This window comes from Amycolatopsis sp. NPDC026612 (assembly GCF_040638285.1).
In the GTDB taxonomy this organism is placed as follows: Bacteria; Actinomycetota; Actinomycetes; order Mycobacteriales; family Pseudonocardiaceae; genus Amycolatopsis.
Map to the genome: position 1 here is coordinate 62,577 of NZ_JBEZYB010000024.1, position 18,175 is coordinate 80,751.

Consider the following 18,175-nt stretch of genomic DNA (forward strand, 5'->3'; position numbering starts at 1 on the left):
GTCTTTCTCCGTCGAAGTCCGGCTGGAACTCCCTGTCCGGCAACGTATGCCCGGGCGATCCGGGCGGACGGCGCCTGCTGGGGCAGAACGGCGGCAGTTCTCACGGCCGCTCTTCCGGTGCGCCGGGCGCGCCCTCGGCGTCGGTCGAGCCGTCCAGCCGCATGGCCCGCACGTGGGGACGGGAGAGCGAGAAGGCCAGCAGAGCCGCGAAGCCCAGGCCGAAGCCGATCGACGCGGTGGCGAGCCCGGTCAGCGCGGCGAGCGCGCCGAAGCCGCCCATCGCCAGGGGAGCGAGGCCGTCGTCGGCGATGCTCAGCACCGCGCTCGCCCGGCCCTGGTACTCGTCGTCCACCGTGGCCTGGAAGGCGCCGGAGAGCATCGGCGACGCCAGCCCGGCCACCACCCCGACCGAAATCATCGCGGCCAGCGTCAGCCCGAAGGGCGCGAACCCGACCATGGCCAGCGACGCGGCCTGGACGAACAACAGGAGCAGCGCGGTCCGCACCGGGTAGGCCGGCCGCCAGCGCATGGCGACCAGGGTGCCGAGCGCCGCGCCCACCCCGATGCTGCCGGTGAGCCAGCCGAGCCCGGTCGCGCCCCAGCCGCTGCGGGTCGCGTGCAGCGCGAGCCCGATCGACAGCACCGGCGAAACGAAGATGTTCAGGCCCGACAGCGCGATGATCAGATCGCGGACGCGGGGCGTCCGCTTCAGGTAGACGAGCCCGTCCTTGACGTCCGCGCGCACCGACGCACCGGTGGACTTCGCCCGCGGCCAGCGCGGGCGCACCGCGATCAGCACCAGGAGCACGACCGCGAACGACAGCGCGTTCGTCGTGATCGCGCCGCCGAGCCCGTAGCCGGCGACGAGCAGACCGCCGAGCGGGGCACCGACCACCCCGGCGAACCGGCCGATGAGCTGTCGCAGGGCGGCCAGCCTGCCCAGTTCCCGGCGGGGTACCAGCTGCCGGGGGAAGGCACTGGCGGCCGGGCCGTAGAAGGCGTCCGCGACGCCGAAGAGGAACCCGATGGCGATCAGCAACGTCGCCGAGACGCCTTCCGCGGCGAAGACGGCCAGCGAGACGCCGAGCACCACGATCCGGGCGACGTCGGAGAAGATCATCATCCGCCGGGCGTCGAACCGGTCGGTGAGCGCGCCGCCGACCAGCATCAGCAGGGCCCGCGGGATGGTGGCGCAGGCCAGCACGAGCCCCGCCAGCCCCGCGTTGCCGAGCTGGGCGGCGCTGAAGGCCAGTGCCACGAACCAGATCTCGTCACCGACCTCGGACACGCCTCTCGCGAAGGCCCAGCCCAGGGTCGATCGGTCCCGCCACAGCGGCGGGGCCACCTCCGCCGGCGTGTTCTGTTCGCCGCTCCGCACCGTATTCGTCATCTCCGCACTTCCTGCGTGGCTGGGGCCGGGATCGGCGCCGGCGGGTGGATCCGGTCGCGCACGGCGTCGGCGATCAGCGCCAGCGGTTCCGGTCTGGTCATCTCCAGGTGGTGGCAGTCGAGCTCGCGCACTTCGACCTCGCCCGCGGTGTAGCGGGCCCAGCGGTCGGCGTCCGGGCGGCTTCCGCCGGCGCCCGCGACGGCCGTGAAGTGCAGGACGTCGCCGTGGAACCGGGCGGGTTCGTGGGCGAGGGCCACGGCCGAGTGCCGGGCCGCGGCGGCCGCGAGCGCCTCGACCTCGTGCTGTTCGAGGAACCCGAGCACCGGGTTGCCCCGGCGGGCCGCGGTCACCACGTCGGCGACGGTGTCGATCGGCAGGCCGGCCAGGAAGGCGCGGTCCACGTCGCCGAGCAGGACGTCGAGCAGCTCGGCCGGCGAATCCGCGGTTCCCGATGCCGTGGGGTAGGCGTCCATCAGCGCGAGCAGGCCGACGGTCTCGCCGTCCCGCTGGAGCCGGGTCGCGATCGCCTGGGCGACCACGCCGCCGAACGACCAGCCGAGCAGGTGGTACGGCCCGTGCGGCCGGACCGCGCGGATCACCCGGACGTACTCGTCGGCGATTTCCCCGACGCTGCCGGGCAGGCGCCCCGGATCGGTCAGGACCGGTGTCTGCAGGCCGTACACTGGCGTCTCGGGGTGCAGGTGGCGGAGCAGCCCGGCGTAGCACCAGCTCATGCCCATGGCCGGGTGGACGCAGAAGAGCGGGGAGCCGGTGCCCCGCGGCCGCAGCGGCAGCAGCGTTTCGAGGCCGCCGTGCTCGCCGCCGAGCCGGGCGCACAGCCCGGCCACGGTCGGCTCCTGGAACAGCAGCCGCACGCTCAGGTCGAGGCCGATGCCCGCGCGGGCCCGGCTCACCACCCGCGTCGCCAGCAGCGAATGGCCGCCGAGGTCGAAGAAGCCGTCGTCCACGCCGACCCGCGGCAGACCCAGCACGTCGGCGAACAGCTCGCACAGCGCCCGCTCCTGCGGTGTCCGTGGTTCCCGCCCGGTCGCGGCCGCCGGTGCCTCCGGCAGCGGCAGGGCCCGCTGGTCGAGCTTTCCGCTGCTGGTCAGCGGGAGTGCGGGCAGCGGGACCAGCGCCGACGGCACCATGTAGGCGGGCAGCACCGCGGTCAGCTCGCGCCGGAGCGCGGCCGGATCGGCCTCGCCCACCGGCACGAAGTAGCCGACGAGCCGCCGGTCGCCGTGGTCCTCCCGCAGCACCACCGCGGCCTGCGCCACCTCGGGCCTGCCGAGCAGGACCTCGGTGATCTCGCCCGGTTCGATGCGGAACCCGCGGAGCTTGACCTGGTCGTCGGTCCGGCCGAGGTACTCGACGGTGCCGGACGGTGACCACCGGACCAGGTCCCCGGTGCGGTACATCCTCTCACCCGTCGCCCGGCCACCACCCCCCATGGAAGCGCTGCGCGCTGCTGTGTCTTCGGGGTCGCCGAACGGGCACGCGACGAACCGCGACGCGGTCAGCGCGGCCCGCCCCGCGTAGCCGCGGGCCAGCTGGGCCCCGGCGAGGTAGAGCTCCCCGGGGACGCCGGGCGGCACCGGGCCCAGTGCGTCGTCGAGGACGTAGGCCCGCACGTTGCGCAGCGGCAGCCCGATCCCCGGTGGCTCGGCGGCCCGGAGCCGGCACGACAGCGCGTCGACCGTGCACTCGGTGGGGCCGTAGATGTTGTACCCGGTGACACCGGAGGTGCGCGCGATCTCCTCCCACAACGACGGCGGCGCCGCCTCGCCGCCCAGCAGCACGATCCCCGGCCGGTGGTGGCCTTCGCCCAGCAGCCCGGCGGTGAGCAGCTGCCGCGCGAACGACGGGGTGAGGTCCAGGATGTCCAGCGCGTGCCGGGCGACGTAGTCCACCAGCACGTCGGGATCGTGGCGGGTGTCGTCGTCGAGCAGGTGGAGCTCGTGGCCCTCGGCCAGCAGGATCAGGCCCTCGAACGAGGTGTCGAAGGAGAAGGCGGCGCTGAGCCCGGCCCGCAGCCGCCGGTCCTTGCCGCCGACGACGTGCCCGCCGAGGTGGTTGGCCAGCAGGTTGGCCAGCGCCCGCTGCTCGATCAGGACGCCCTTGGGGCGGCCGGTCGAACCGGAGGTGTAGCAGAGGTAGGCGCCGTGCGCCGGGTGCAGCGGGGCCGTCCGGTCGCCGTCGGTCAGGTCGGCCGGCGACAGCCCGGCCAGGTCCGCCTCGTCGACCGGGCGGTCCAGGACCACGGCCGGGCGGGCGTCGCGCAGCATGAAGGCGCGGCGGTCCGGCGGCAGGTCCGGGTCCACCGGCAGGTAGACCGCGCCGGCCTTGAAGATCGCGAGCACCGCGACGACGACTTCGGCCGACCGGGGCAGGACCAGCGCGACGACCGCTTCCGGGCCGGCGCCCCGGCCGGCCAGGTACCGGGCCAGCCGGTTGGCCCGCGCGTTCAGTTCCCCGAACGTGACGGCGGTGTCCCGGAAGACGAGCGCGACCGCCTCCGGCGTGCGGGCCGCCTGGCGCTCGAAGGTCTCGGCGAACGTCAGCCCGGCGAACGCGGTGCCGGTGCCGGCGCGGTCCACCAGCAGGTCGTGGCGTTCCGCCGCGCTGAGCACGTCCAGCCGCGACACCGTGACCGAAGGGCGGCGCACGACCTGCTCCAGCACCCGGCGGAAGCGGTCGGCCACGGCCTGGACGGTGCCGCGGTCGAACAGGTCCGCCGCGTACTCGATGCCGCCGGTGATCCCGGCCGCCCGGCCGTCGGCGTCGCGGTTCTCGGCGAACGCCAGCGAGAGGTCGAACGCCGAGGTCTCGGCGGGCAGGGGGAGCGGGGTGGCTTCGACGCCGGGGAAGGCCAGCTCGCCGGCGTCGGTGTTCTGGAGCACCAGCATGGTCTGGAAGAGGGGGTGGCGGGCGGTGGAGCGTTCGGGGTTGAGGAGTTCGACGAGCTTTTCGAAGGGGACGTCTTGGTGGTCGTAGGCGGCGAGGTCGGTTTCCCGGACGCGGTGCAGCAGTTCGGTGAAGGTCGGGTCTCCTGCGGTGTCGGTGCGGAGGACAAGGGTGTTGACGAAGAAGCCGACGAGGTGGTCGAGGGCTTCGTCGGTGCGGCCGGCGACGGGGGTGCCGAGGGGAATGTCGGTGCCGGCCCCCAGCTTGGTCAACAGCGCCGCGAGGGCGGCCTGCAGCACCATGAACAGCGTCGCGCCCTGGGCGCGGGCCAGTGCGAGCAGTTCCTCATGCAGCGCCGCGTCCAAGGCCACCGGCAGCACTCCGCCGCGGGGGGACCGCGGCGACGTCCGGGGCCGGTCGAGCGGCAGGGCCAGCTCCGCCGGGAGGTCCGCCAGGGTCCGCGTCCAGAACTCGACCTGCCCGGCGACGACGCTGGCCGGATCGTGCGCTGAGCCCAGCAGTTCGCGCTGCCACAGCGTGTAGTCCGCGTACTGCACCGGCAACGGCGTCCACTGGGGAGGCCGGCCGGCCGAGCGGGCGCCGTAGGCCTCGGCCAAGTCGCCCAGCAGCGGGCCCATCGACCAGCCGTCGCACGCGATGTGGTGCACGAGCAGCACCAGGACGTGCTCGACCGGCGAAACGGCGAACACCCAGGCGCGCAGGGGGATCTCCGAGGCCAGGTCGAACCGGGCGCGGACCGCGCCCGCCACCCGGGCGCCGACGTCTTCGGCGGACACGTCGAGCACCCGCACGTCCGCGCCGAGCGCCGTCACCTCCTGGCGCGGGCTGCCGTCGTCGGCCACGAAGACCGTGCGCAGCACTTCGTGCCGGTCGACGACGTCGTCGAGCGCCGCGCACAGGGCCGCCGGGTCGAACTCGCCGGTCAGCCGCAGCGCCGTCGAGATGGTGTAGCCCGCGTCCGGCCCGTCGAGCTCGGTCAGGAACCACAACCGCTGCTGCGCGGGGGACAGGGGCAGCCGTCCGGGCCGGGGGAGCGGCCGCAGCGGCGGCCGGGCGGCCGCGCTTTCGCCGAGCCGCCGGTCGAGGCCCGCCGGGGTGGGCGCCGCGAACAGGTCCCGCAGGCCCAGTTCCACGCCGAGCACCGTGCGGATCCGGCTGATCAGCCGGGTGGCCAGCAGCGAATGCCCGCCGAGGGCGAAGAAGTCGGCCTCGGTGCCGACCGCGGCCAGGCCGAGCACCTCGGCGAACAACCCGCGGACGATCTCCTCCCGCGGTGAACGGGCTTCCCGGGCTCCCGCGGCCGTCCCGTAGTCCGGCGCCGGCAGTGCCCGCCGGTCCAGTTTCCCGTGCGCCGTCAGCGGAAGCGCGTCGAGCTGCTGGAAGGCCGACGGTACGAGGTAGTCCGGCAACGACGCCGACAGGGTGCGCCGCAGGGCCGCCGGGTCGAGGTCCGCGCCGTCCTCGGCGACGACGTAGGCGACCAGGCGCCGGTCCCCGGGCCGGTCCTCCCGGACGACCACCACCGTCTCGGCGACGCCGGGCTGTTCGCCGAGGACGTGCTCGATCTCGCCCGGCTCGATCCGGAAGCCGCGCACCTTGACCTGGTGGTCGGTGCGGCCGAGGTACTCGAGCGTCGCGTCCGGCAGCCAGCGGACTAGGTCGCCGGTGCGGTACATCCTGGTCCCGGCCGCGCCGAACGGGCAGGCCACGAACCTCGACGCGGTGAGCGCCGCCTTGCCGGCGTAACCGCGCGCGAGCTGACGGCCGGCCAGGTACAGCTCGCCGGGCACACCGGGCGGCACCGGACGGAGGTCGTCGTCGAGCACGTAAACCCGCAGGTTGCGCAGCGGCAGCCCCAGCGACGGGCGGCCCCCGCCGTCGATGCGCCGGGACAGGGCGTCGACCGTGCACTCGGTCGGGCCGTAGACGTTGTAACCGGTGACGCCGGGGGCCTCGGCGACCGCGTCCCACAGCGCCTGCGGCACGGCTTCGCCACCGAGCATCAGGATCCGGGGGTGGTGCCGTCCCCCGGTCAGCAGCCCGGCCGTGATCAGCTGCTGCGCGTACGTCGGGGTGAGGTCGAGGAAGTCGACGCCGTGGCGGTCCACGTAGTCGACCATGGCCCGCGGGTCCCGCCGGGTTTCGTCGTCGAGCAGGTGCAGTTCGTGCCCTTCGACCATGAGCAGCGGGCCTTCGAGCGAGGTGTCGAAGGAGAACTTCGCGCTGAGCCCGATCTTCCGCCGGGGCCCGGTGCCGGCCAGCAGCCCGGCCGTGACGAGCTGCTGCGCGTAGGACGGGGTGGTGTGCAGCAGGTCCATCCGGTTGCGTTCCACGTAGTCGATGGTCGCGCGGGGGTCCTGGCGGGTTTCGTCGTCGAGCACGTGCAGTTCGTGGCCCTCGGCCATGAGCAGCGGGCCCTCCAGCGAGGTGTCGAACGGGAAGACGGCGCTCAGGCCGACCCGCAGCCGCTGTCCCGGGTCGCCGACGACGTGGCCGCCGCGGTGGTTGAGCAGCAGGTTGGTCAGGGCCCGGTGCTCCACCAGGACACCCTTGGGCCGTCCCGTCGAGCCGGAGGTGTAGATGATGTAGGCGCCGTTCGACGGCCGCAGCGGGGCCGTCCGGTCCGTATCGGCCAGGTTCGTGGCGGGGTACCGGGCGAGGACCTCTTCGCCGACCGGCTTTTCCAGCATCAGCAGCGGGTTCGCGTCGGTCAGCAGGTAGGTGAGCCGGTCCGGCGGCAGGTCCGGGTCGACCGGCAGGTAGACCGCGCCGGCCTTGAGGATCGCCAGCAGGGCGACGACCGTCTCGGCCGAGCGGGGCAGCGCCAGCGCGACCGGCTGTTCGGGGCCGGCGCCCTGGGCCACCAGGTGGCGCGCCAGCCGGTTGGCCCGGCCGTTGAGCTCGGCATAGGTCAGCACGGTGTCCCGGAAGACCAGCGCGACCGCGTCCGGCATCCGGGCGGCCCGGTCCTCGAACACCTCCGGCAGGGTCACGTCGGGGAAGTCCGCCGCGGTGTCGTTGTTCTCCAGCAGCAGGATCCGGCGCTCGTCCGCGCTCAGCACGTCGAACTCGCCGACGGTGGTCCGCGGCCGGTCGACGGCCTGGGCCAGCACCCGCAGGAATCGCGCGAAGATCGCTTCGACGGTGGCCCGGTCGAACAGCCCGGTGGCGTATTCGACGCCGCCGCTGAGGCCGGCCGGCTTGCCGTCGCCGTCGAGCGTCTCCGCGAAGGCCAGTGACAGGTCGAACTTGGCCGTCTGGGCGGGCAGCGGCAGCAGTTCGGTTTCCCCGCCGGCGAAGGAGAAGTCGGCGGGGCTGGTGTTCTGGAGCACCAGCATGGTCTGGAAGAGGGGGTGCCGCGCGGTGGAGCGTTCGGGGTTGAGGAGTTCGACGAGCTTTTCGAAGGGGACGTCTTGGTGGTCGTAGGCGGCGAGGTCGGTTTCCCGCACCCGGTGCAGTAGCTCGGTGAAGGTGGGATTGCCGGCGGTGTCGGTGCGCAGGACGAGGGTGTTGACGAAGAAGCCGACGAGGTCGTCGAGGGCTTCGTCGGTCCGCCCGGCGATGGGCGAGCCGAGGGGGATGTCGTTCCCGGCGCCGAGTTTCGTGTAGAGGACAGCGAGAGCGGTCTGCAGGACCATGAAGAGGGTGGCGCCGTGGGCCCGGCCCAGCTCCAGGAGGCCCTGGTGCAGCGAAGCGTCGATCTCGACCGGGAGCACCGCGCCGCCGGACGTCGACGTCGCCGGGCGCGGCCGGTCGCGGGGCAGGGCCAGCTCGGCCGGCAGCCCGTCCAGCGCCGCCGTCCAGAAGGCGATCTGTCCACTGAGGACACTGGTGGGATCGTCCTCGGCGCCGAGCAGTTCCTGCTGCCACAGCGTGTAGTCCGCGTACTGCACCGGCAGCGGTGTCCACTGTGGCGCGGCACCGGCCCGGCGCGCGCGGTAGGCCGTGGCCAGGTCGGCCAGCAGCGGCCCCATCGACCAGCCGTCGCAGGCGATGTGGTGCACCACGAGCACCAGCACGTGGTCGGCCGGCGAGACGGCGAACACCGCCGCACGGACCGGGATTTCGCCGGTCAGGGTGAACGCCGGGTTCGTCACGGCGGCCACCGCCGCGTCGATCCCGGCCGCCGCGACGCTCCGCACGGTCACCGGGACCGCCGTGCCGGCGCTCAGCACGACCTGGCCGGGGCCGTCGTGGTCGATGACGGTCCGCAGCACCTCGTGCCGGTCGACGACGTCGTGGATCGCCGCGACCACGGCGCCGGCGTCGAACTCGCCGGAGATCCGCAGGGCCGTCGCGACGTTGTAGGCCCCGCTCGCGTCCTCCCACTCGTCCAGGAAGTACAGCCGCTGCTGGGCGGGGGACAGCGGCAGCCGCGCGGGCCGAGGCCGGGCCCGCGGTTTCGGCCGGGCGGCCCGGCCCCGGTCGAGCCGGCGGGCGATCCCGGCGGGGGTCGGCGCGGTGAACAGGTCGCGGATGCCCAGTTCCGCGTCGAGCACCGTGCGGATGCGGCTGATCAGCCGGGTCGCCAGCAGGGAATGCCCGCCGAGGGCGAAGAAGTCGTCGTCGGGACCCACGCCGGGCACCCCGAGCACCTCGGTGAACAGGCCGCACAGGAGCTCTTCCCGGGCCGTGCGCGGGGCCCGGCCCCCGCCCCGGACCTCCGGGGCGGGCAGGGCCGCCCGGTCCAGCTTCCCGTTGCCGGTCCGCGGCAGGGCGGCCACCACGACGAAGGCCGACGGCACCATGTACCCGGGCAGCACCTCGGTGATCCGGTCCCGGACCGCGGTGAGGTCGAGCCCGGACGCGGCGACGAGGTAGGCCACCAGCCGCTTGTCGCCCGGCCGGTCCTCGCGCACGACCACCGCGGCCTGGCCGACGCCCGGGCACGCGGTGAGCGCCCGCTCGACTTCGCCGGTCTCGATCCGGAACCCGCGCAGCTTCACCTGGCCGTCCACCCGGCCGAGGAACTCCAGCACGCCTTCGGCGCGCCACCGGGCCAGGTCCCCGGTGCGGTACATCCGGCCCGGGCCGAACGGGCAGGCGACGAAGCGGGTGGCGGTCAGGCCGCCTTGGCCCACGTAGCCCTGGGCCACGTGGGCGCCCGAGACGTAGAGCTCGCCGGCTGCTCCGACGGGGACCGGCCGCAGGTGCTCGTCCAGCAGGTACATCGCCGTGCCGGCCATCGGCCGCCCGAGCGACAGGCCGCCGTCGAGCGGGCGGTCCGGGCCGAACGTCTCGTAGCTGCAGAAGACCGTCGTCTCGGTCGGCCCGTACACGTGCGTGACCGTCAGCTCCGGACACTCCCGCAGCGCCCGCGCCAGCACCGCGGGCGCCAGGACGTCACCGCCGGTCCACACTTCGCGCAACCGGCCGAGCGCCGCGGGTTCGTCCTGGGCCATCGCGGCGAACAGGGCGGTCGTCAGGTACACGGCCGACGGCGCGCCCGCCCGGATCGTCCGGGCCAGCAGGTCGGTGTCGACCCGGCAGTCGGGCGCGATCACCACGGTCCCGCCGCGCAGCAGCGGCACCCAGATCTCGTAGACGCAGGCGTCGAAACCCTGCACCGAGTAGTGCAGCACCCGGTCGTGGTGGCCGCCGTCCCAGCCCGGGTCCCCGGCCAGGGACAGGACGTTGGCGTGGGTCACCGCGACGCCCTTGGGCCGTCCCGTGGAGCCGGAGGTGAACATGACGTAGGCGGGGGCCGCGGGGGGTACGGCGACCGTGGCGGCACCGGGGGCGGGACCCTCGGCGGGCAGCACGACGTCGTCCAGGACGCACTTCGGCACCGTGGCCGGCGGCAGCAGCACGGCGGCGGCCGAGGTGGTCACGATCACCCGGGGCGTGGTCACCGCCAGCACGTGGGCCAGCCGGGCCGCGGGGTCGCCCAGGCTGAGGGGCACGTACGCCGCCCCGGTCTTGATGACGGCGAGCAGGGCGATCACCGCGTCGGGCGAGCGCGGCACGGCGAGCGCGACGCACCGGCCGGGCCCGGCGCCGAGGGTGCGCAGGTGCCGGGCCAGCCGGTCGGTGCGCGCGCCGGTCTCGGCGTAGGTCAGCTGGGTCTGCTCGTGGTGCAGCGCGATCGCGTCCGGGGTGGCCGCCACCTGCCGGTCGAACGCCTCACCGAGGCCCAGCCGCACCGGCGGGCCGGGCGGGGTGTCGTTGTAGGCCGTCAGCAGGGCCGCGCGTTCCGGGCCGTCGAACAGGTCGAGCCGGTCCAGCCGTGTCCCCGGGTCGGCGACGACCTGCTCCAGCAGGCGCACGAGCCGGCCGAGCAGGGTGACGACGGTGGCGCGGTCGAACAGGTCGGTGGCGTACTCGATGCCGCCCTCGATGCCCAGCGGCGTGCCGTCGGCCCCGGTGACTTCGGCGAACGCGATCGTGAGGTCGAACTTCGCCACCGGCACCGCCACCGGGAGGGCGGTGACCGCCAGTCCGGGCAGCTCCGCCGCGGCCCCGCCGGTGTTCTGCAGCGTGAGCAGGGTCTGGAACAGCGGGTGGCGCGCCGCGGACCGGGCCGGGTTGAGCACCTCGACCAGCCGCTCGAACGGGACGTCCTGGTGGGCGTGCGCGGCCAGGTTCGTCTCCCGGACGCGGTCGAGCAGTTCCTCGAACGCCGGGTTCCCCGCGGTGCTCGTGCGCAGCACGACGGTGTTGACGAAGAACCCGACGAGGTCTTCGAGCGCCTCGTCGGTCCGGCCGGCCAGTGCCGCCCCGAGCGGGATGTCGGTGCCCGCACCGAGCTTGGTGTACAGAGCCGCCAGCGCGGCCTGCAGCACCATGAACACGGTCGCGTCCCGGGCCGCGGCCCGGGCCAGCAACCCGCGGTGGAGGGCGGCGCCGAGGGCGATCGGGACGACGTCACCGCGGAACGAGGCGACGGCGGGCCGCGGCCGGTCGCGCGGCAGGCGGATCTCCTCGGGCAGGTGTCGCAGCTGTTCGCGCCAGAAGTCCAGCTGGGCGGACAGGACGCTGTCCGGGTCGTCTTCGCCGCCGAGCAGGTCGCGTTGCCACACGGTGTAGTCCGCGTACTGCACGGGAAGCGGTGGCCACGCCGGCGCCCCGCCGGCGCAGCGGGCCCGGTAGGCGGTCGCCAGGTCCCGCAGCAGCGGTCCGAGCGACCAGCCGTCGCAGGCGATGTGGTGGACGACGACCAGCAGGACGTGCACGGCCGGGCCGAGCGCGAGCAACGACACCCGCAGCGGGAGCTCGGTGGTGAGGTCGAACACGTGCCGGGCGCGGGCGGCGAGCGTCTCTTCGAGGTCGGCTTCGGCGACGTCCTCGAGGTGGACGGGGACGGCGGCCGCGGCGGGCTCGAGGACGCGCTGCGCGGGAACGCCGCCGGTCACCGGGAACACCGTGCGCAGCACTTCGTGCCGTTCGCAGACGTCCGCGAACGACCGTTCGAGCGCCGTCCGGTCCAGCTCCCCTTCGAGCCGGAGGGAAACGGTCACGGTGTAGGTCGAGCTCGCTCCTTCCAGCTCGTCGTGGAACCAGAGGCGCCGCTGGGCGAAGGACAGCGGGATCGCGGACGCGCCGGTCACGACAGCTCACCCGGCTCGGTCAGCACGCGCCGGCGCAGGGCGGGGCGGGCCCGGCCGAGGCCGGCCAGCAACGGCACGATCCCGGCGACCGTGGGGTGGGCGAACAGGTCCCGGATGCTCAATTCGACTCCCAGTGCCGTGCGGACCCGGCTGATCAGGCGGGTCGCCAGCAGCGAATGCCCGCCCAGCTTGAAGAAGTGGCCGTCGATGCCGACCCCGGGCAGCCCGAGCACTTCGGCGAACAGTCCACAGAGGACTTCCTCCTGCGGGGTCCGCGGCTCGCGGCCGCCGGCGTCCGCCGCGTAGTCGGGCGCGGGCAGCGCCCGGCGGTCGAGCTTGCCGTTGGCCGTGATCGGCAGCGCGTCGAGCACGACGAACGCGGCGGGCACGAGGTGGTCCGCCACGGCGGCGGCCAGCGACTCGCGGATCCCGTCGACGTCCGGCTCGCCGTCGGCGACCAGGTAGGCGACGAGCCGCTTGTCACCCGGCCGGTCTTCCCGGACGACGACCGCGGCCCGGCCGACGCCGGGGCAGCGGGTCAGCGCCAGTTCGACCTCGGCGGGCTCGATCCGGAAGCCGCGCAGCTTGACCTGGTCGTCGACCCGGCCGAGGAACTCCAGCCTGCCGTCGGCGGCCCAGCGCACGAGATCGCCGGTGCGGTACATCCTGGCGCCGGCCGGGCCGAACGGGCACGCGACGAACCGGCCGGCGGTGAGCGCGGCGCGGCCGTGGTAGCCGCGGGCCAGGCCCAGCCCGGCCATGTACAGCTCACCGGGTGCCCCGGGCGCCACCGGCCGGAGCATCGGGTCGAGCACGTAGACCGACTTGCCGGCGATCGGCCGGCCGACCGGGATCGACGGTCGTGCGAGGTCTTCGGGCGTCACGGTGTGGCAGACGGTGAAGATCGTGTTCTCCAGCGGGCTGTAGCCGTTGACGATCCGCAGCCCCGGGTACGCGGCCATCGCCTTCGCGATGTAGGGCACCGACAGCGCCTCGCCGCCGGTCATCACCTGCCGCACCGCGCGGAAGGTCTCGGGGTACTCGTCGAGCATGAGGTTGAACAGGCTCGACGACAGGTACATCGTCGTGATCCGGTGCCGGGCGGTCAGCTCGGCGATCACCGCCGGCTCGGTGCGCTGACCCGGCTGGAGCACGCACGCCGCCCCGTGCAGGAGCGCGCCGAACAGTTCCAGCGCGAACGCGTCCCACGAGATCGGCGAGCACTGCAGGACGACCTCGTCGACGCCGAAGCCGGCGAAGTCCTGGCCCACCATGGTGCCGGCCAGCGCCCGGTGCGGGGTGGCGACGCCCTTGGGGCGGCCGGTCGAGCCGGAGGTGAACATGACGCAGGCCAGGTCGTCCGGGCCGGCGGTGGGCGGTGGCGGGGTGTCCGGCCGGGCCGCGATCGCCGTCGCCTCCTCGTCGAGGCAGACCACGGTGAGCCCGTCGTCCCGGATCCGCGCGGCCGCCGCCGACCGGCCGACCACGACCGCGCTGCCGACCTCGGCCAGCACCGCCCGGGTCGCCGCGGGCGGGTGGTCCGGGTCGAGCAGGGTGTACGCGCCGCCGGCCTTGAGGACGGCGAGCAGCGCCACCACCAGGTCCGGGCCGCGCTCGAGGTGGATCGCGGTGATCCGGCCGCGGCCGGCGCCCCGGGCCACGAGGTGGTGGGCGAGCCGGTTCACCCGGCCGTCGAGCTCGGCGTACCCCATCGTCCGATCGCCGAAGACGAGCGCGGTGGCCGCCGGGGTCCGGGCGGCCTGCTCCGCGAAGAGCCGGTCCACCGTGGTGGCCGCGTGGGGCGTGCCCGTGTCGTTCCAGCCGCGCAGCACGGTTTCGCGTTCGGCCCGGCCGAGGACGTCGAGGTCGGCCAGGCGGCGGGCGGGGTCCTCGGCGGCGGAGGCGAGCACCCGCACGAGCCGGTGGCCGAGCTGTTCGGCCGTCGCCCGGTCGAACAGGTCGGTGCTGTACTCCACGGTCAGCGCCAGCGCCCCCGAGGCGGTCTCGGCGGCCGCGAAGGTGAGGTCGAACTTCGCCGTGCCCGCGTCGCGGGACTCCAGCGTGGTCTCGAGCCCGGCGAAGGAGAAGCCGGCGGGGGTGGCGTTCTGGAGGACGAGCATCGTCTGGAAGACGGGGTGCCGGGTCGTGGAGCGTTCGGGGTTGAGGAGCTCCACGAGCCGTTCGAAGGGCAGGTCCTGGTGGTCGTAGGCGGCGAGGTCGGTTTCGCGGACCTGGGTGAGCAGTTCGGTGAAGGTGGGGTTGCCGGTGGTGTCGGTGCGGAGGACGAGCGTGTTGACGAAGAACCCGACGAGGTCGTCGAGGGCTTCGTCGGTGCGGCCGGCGATGGGGGTGCCGAGGGGGATGTCGGTGCCGGCGCCGAGTTTGGTGTAGAGGACAGCGAGGGCGGTCTGGAGGACCATGAAGAGGGTGGCGCCGTGGGCCCGGCCCAGCTCCCCGAGTTTCCGGTGCAGGGCGGCGTCGATCTCGCACGTCACCACGTCGCCGCGGTGGGACAGCACCGCGGGCCGGGGCCGGTCGGTGGGCAGGACCAGTTCCCCGGGCAGACCGGCCAGCGCCTTCGTCCAGTACGCGGACTGCTCGGCGAGCAGGCTGCCCGGCTCGTCCTCCGCGCCCAGCAGATCCCGCTGCCACCAGGTGTAGTCGGCGTACCGCAGGCCCAGCGGTGTCCACTGTGGAGCCTGGCCGCCCCGCCGGGCGGTGTAGGCGGTGCTCAGGTCGGCCAGCAGCGGCCGCAGCGACCAGCCGTCGCAGGCGATGTGGTGCACCAGGACGAGCACGACGTGCCGCCGGGCCGACGTGCTGAACGCGTGGATCCGCAGCGGAACCTCACCGGTCGGGTCGAACGCGTACCGGGAGGCGGCCGCGAGCCGCCCGTCCAGTTCGCCGTCCCCGATGCCCGGGACGTCCTCGAAGGTGAGCGGCACCGGCGGCCGGTCCACCACTCGCTGGAACGGCACACCGTCCCGGGCGGGGAACACCGTGCGCAGGGTTTCGTGGCGCTCCAGCAGGTCCGCCACGGCGAGCCGCAGCGCGTCCCGGTCCAGTTCGCCCGAGAGCCACAGGGCCAGCGGGATGTTGTAGGTCGCGCTCGCCCCCTCCAGCTCGTGCTGGAACCACAGCCGTTGCTGGGCGTAGGACAGGGGCAGCGGCCCGGGCCGGTCCGACGGCACCACCGGCGGGCGCCGCGGGCCGGGGCCGCCGAGCCGCCGGTCGATCCCGGCCGGGGTCGGTGCGGCGAACAGGTCGCGGATGCCCAGCTCCGCGTCGAGCACCGTGCGGACCCGGCTGATCAGCCGGGTCGCCAGCAGGGAATGCCCGCCGAGAGCGAAGAAGTCGTCGTCGGGACCCACCGCGGACGCGCCGAGCACCTCGGCGAACAAGCCGCACAGGAGCTCTTCCCGGACCGTGCGCGGGTCGCGGCCGCCTTCGCCGTGGAACTCCGGCGCGGGCAGGGCCGCCCGGTCCAGCTTGCCGTTGCCGGTGCGGGGCAGCCGGTCCAGCACCACGACGGCGGCCGGGATCATGTACTCCGGCAGCATCGTGGTGAGTTCCTCGCGCAGGGCCCGCCGGTCGGGGGCACGGCCGGTGGCGAGGTAGGCCACCAGCCGCTTGTCGCCGGGCCGGTCCTCCCGGGCCACCACCACGGCCTGCGCTCCGGTGCAGGCCGTCAGCGCGCGTTCGACCTCGGCGGTTTCGATGCGGAAGCCGCGGATCTTGACCTGCCCGTCGACCCGCCCGGCGAACTCCGGCACGCCCGGGGCGCGCCAGCGCGCGAGGTCGCCGGTGCGGTACATCCGCTCGCCGGTGCCGAACGGGCAGGCGACGAACCGGGTCGCGGTCAGGCCGCTCTGCCCCAGGTAGCCGTGGGCGACGTGCGAGCCGGAGACGTACAGCTCGCCGGTGCCGCCGACCGGGACCGGCCGGAGCGCGTCGTCCAGCACGTACATCCCGGTGCCGGCCATCGGGCGGCCGAGGGACAGGTTCCCGGCGAACGGGCGTCCGGGGCCGAAGGTCTCGTGGCTGCAGAACACCGTCGTCTCGGTGGGCCCGTACACGTGCGCGACGGTCAGCTCCGGGCACGCGTCCAGCACCTGCCGCAGCGATGCCGCCGGCAGGACGTCACCGCCGGTCCAGATCTCGCGCAGGTGCCGCAGCGCGGCCGGCTCGCTCTGCGCCATCGCGGCGAACAGCGCTGTCGTCAGGTACGCCGCGGTGGCCCCGCCTTCGACGATCGCCCGGGCCAGCGTCGCGGTGCCGACCCGCGCGTCCGGCACGATCACCATGGTCCCGCCGGACAGCAGCGGCACCCAGGCCTCGTACACGGTCGCGTCGAACCCCAGTGCCGAGTGGTGCAGCACCCGGCGGTGGTTCCCGCCGGCCCAGCAGCGTTCCCGGACGAGGGCGGCGACGTTGGCGTGGGAAACCGCCACCCCCTTCGGGCGGCCGGTCGAACCCGACGTGAACATCACGTACGCGAGCGAGCCGGGGTGGACGGCCGGCGCGGGCGCCGATCCGGTCCGGGGCAAGTCCTCGGCGTACAACACGGCTCCGGGGAAGTGCGCGACCGTCTCGTCCGACCGGTGCGCGGCGTCGGTGACCAGCACCCGCGCGTCCGTGGCGGCCAGGAAGGCGGCCGTCCGCCCGGCCGGGAAGCCGGCGGTCAGCGGAACGTAGACCGCGCCGAGCCGGGCCAGTGCGAGCAGCACGGCGACCTGGTCGGCCCCGCGGCGCAGGAGCACCGCGACCGATCCGGTCGCCCCGGCGCCGGCCAGTGCGCCGGCGAACCCGGCGGCGCGGGCCGCCAGCTCCCGGTAGGTCAGCTCCTCCGCCCCGCACACCACGGCGGTGGCTTCCGGCGTCCGCCGTGCCTGCCGCTCGAACAGCTCGCCGAGGGCGGCGGGCGCCTCGGTGGCGGCGACGTCGTTGTAGGCGACGACGAGTTCGTGGTGTTCGCCGGGCAGCAGGACGTCGACGCGGTCGAGCGGCCGCGCCGGGTCCGCGCACGCCTGCCGCAGGACGAGCAGCAGCCGGCGCACCAGGGCCCGCACGGTTTCCGCGTCGAACAGCGCGCTCGCGTAGTCGGCCGAGAGGACGAGCCCGCGGTCGCCGGCGGGGGCCGGCTTCACTTCGAAGTGCAGATCGAACTTCGCCGTGCCCGCGTCGCGGTGCTCCAGGGTCGCGGTCAGCCCGGCGAAGCGGGGCTCGACGGGGGCGGTGTTCTGCAGGGTGAGCATGGTCTGGAACAGCGGATGCCGCGCGCTCGAGCGCGCGGGGTTGAGGACCTCCACGAGCCGTTCGAAGGGCAGTTCCTGGTGGGCGAACGCGGCCAGGTCGGTCTCGCGCACGCGCTCCAGCAGGGTGCGGAACGACGGGTTGCCCGCGGTGCTGGTCCGCAGCACCAGCGTGTTGACGAAGAAGCCGACCAGCTCGTCGAGCGCGTCGTCGGTGCGGCCGGCGACCGGCGTGCCGAGCGGGATGTCGGTGCCCATCCCGAGCCGGGTGTAGAGCACGGCCACCGCCGCCTGCAGCACCATGAACAGCGTGACCTCGTGCTCCTCGGCGAGGGCCGTCAGCGCGTCGAGCAGCGCGGGCGGGATCGGCTCCGCGACGGTGCCGCCGGCGTGGGCCGCCGTGGCCGGCCGCGGCCGGTCCAGCGGCAGCGCCAGCTCGGCCGGCAGCCCGGCGAGCGTCTCCCGCCAGAACGCCAGCTGGGTCGCGATGGTGCTCTGGTCGTCGTCCTCCCGGCTGAGCAGTTCCCGTTGCCACAGCGTGTAGTCCCGGTACCGGACCGGGAGCGGGGCCCACTGCGGCGCCGCGCCGGCCAGCCGCGCCGCGTAGGCGGTGCCGAGGTCGCGCAGCAGCGGGTCGAGCGACCAGCCGTCGCAGGCGATGTGGTGCACGCTGATCAGCAGCGCGTGGTCCGCCGCCGTCGCCGAGAAGAGCCAGGCGCGCACCGGCAGTTCCGCCGCCAGGTCGAAGACGTGCTTGGCGGCGGCCGCGAGACCGGCCTCGACGTCCTCGGTATCCACAAAGGACACCGGAACCGACACCCCGGACCGCACGTGCTGGCGGGGGACACCGTCCTCCGCCGGGAACACGGTCCGCAGCGGCTCGTGCCGCTCGGCGACGTCGTCGAAGGCCGCGGCGAGCGCCCCGCGGCCGACCGGCCCCCGCAGCCGGACCGACAGCGTCACGGTGTACGTCGAACTCGGCCCTTCGAGCTCATCGAGGAACCACAACCGTTGCTGCGCGAATGACAGAGGAAACACGGAACCCACCCTCGGGACGG

General features: G+C 74.4%; 3 protein-coding genes. All 3 read right to left on the reverse strand.

Going from position 1 to position 18,175, the window contains the following annotated elements:
- Window positions 1-100 precede the first annotated feature (100 nt).
- The 3 genes from AB0F15_RS22635 to AB0F15_RS22645 are packed head-to-tail and all read right to left on the reverse strand — an operon-like array spanning window position 101 to window position 18,155.
- A complete protein-coding gene (locus AB0F15_RS22635; RefSeq protein WP_360273468.1) occupies window positions 101-1,390 on the reverse strand; it encodes an MFS transporter in 1,290 nt (429 codons plus the stop codon).
- The gene (locus tag AB0F15_RS22640; RefSeq protein WP_360273471.1) at window positions 1,387-11,865 is read right to left on the reverse strand and encodes an amino acid adenylation domain-containing protein; all 10,479 of its coding nucleotides are present in this window, start codon (window positions 11,863-11,865) and stop codon (window positions 1,387-1,389) included. The genes AB0F15_RS22635 and AB0F15_RS22640 overlap by 4 nt, the downstream gene beginning before the upstream one ends.
- On the reverse strand, window positions 11,862-18,155 hold the full coding sequence (locus AB0F15_RS22645; RefSeq protein ID WP_360273474.1) for an amino acid adenylation domain-containing protein: 6,294 nt from the start codon (window positions 18,153-18,155) through the stop codon (window positions 11,862-11,864). The genes AB0F15_RS22640 and AB0F15_RS22645 overlap by 4 nt, the downstream gene beginning before the upstream one ends.
- Between the last annotated feature and the right edge of the window lie 20 nt (window positions 18,156-18,175).

Coding starts and splice junctions, on each gene's coding strand:
- AB0F15_RS22635 (WP_360273468.1), bottom strand. CDS start 1,390: ATGACGAATACGGTGCGGAGCGGCGAACAGAACACGCCGGCGGAGGTG.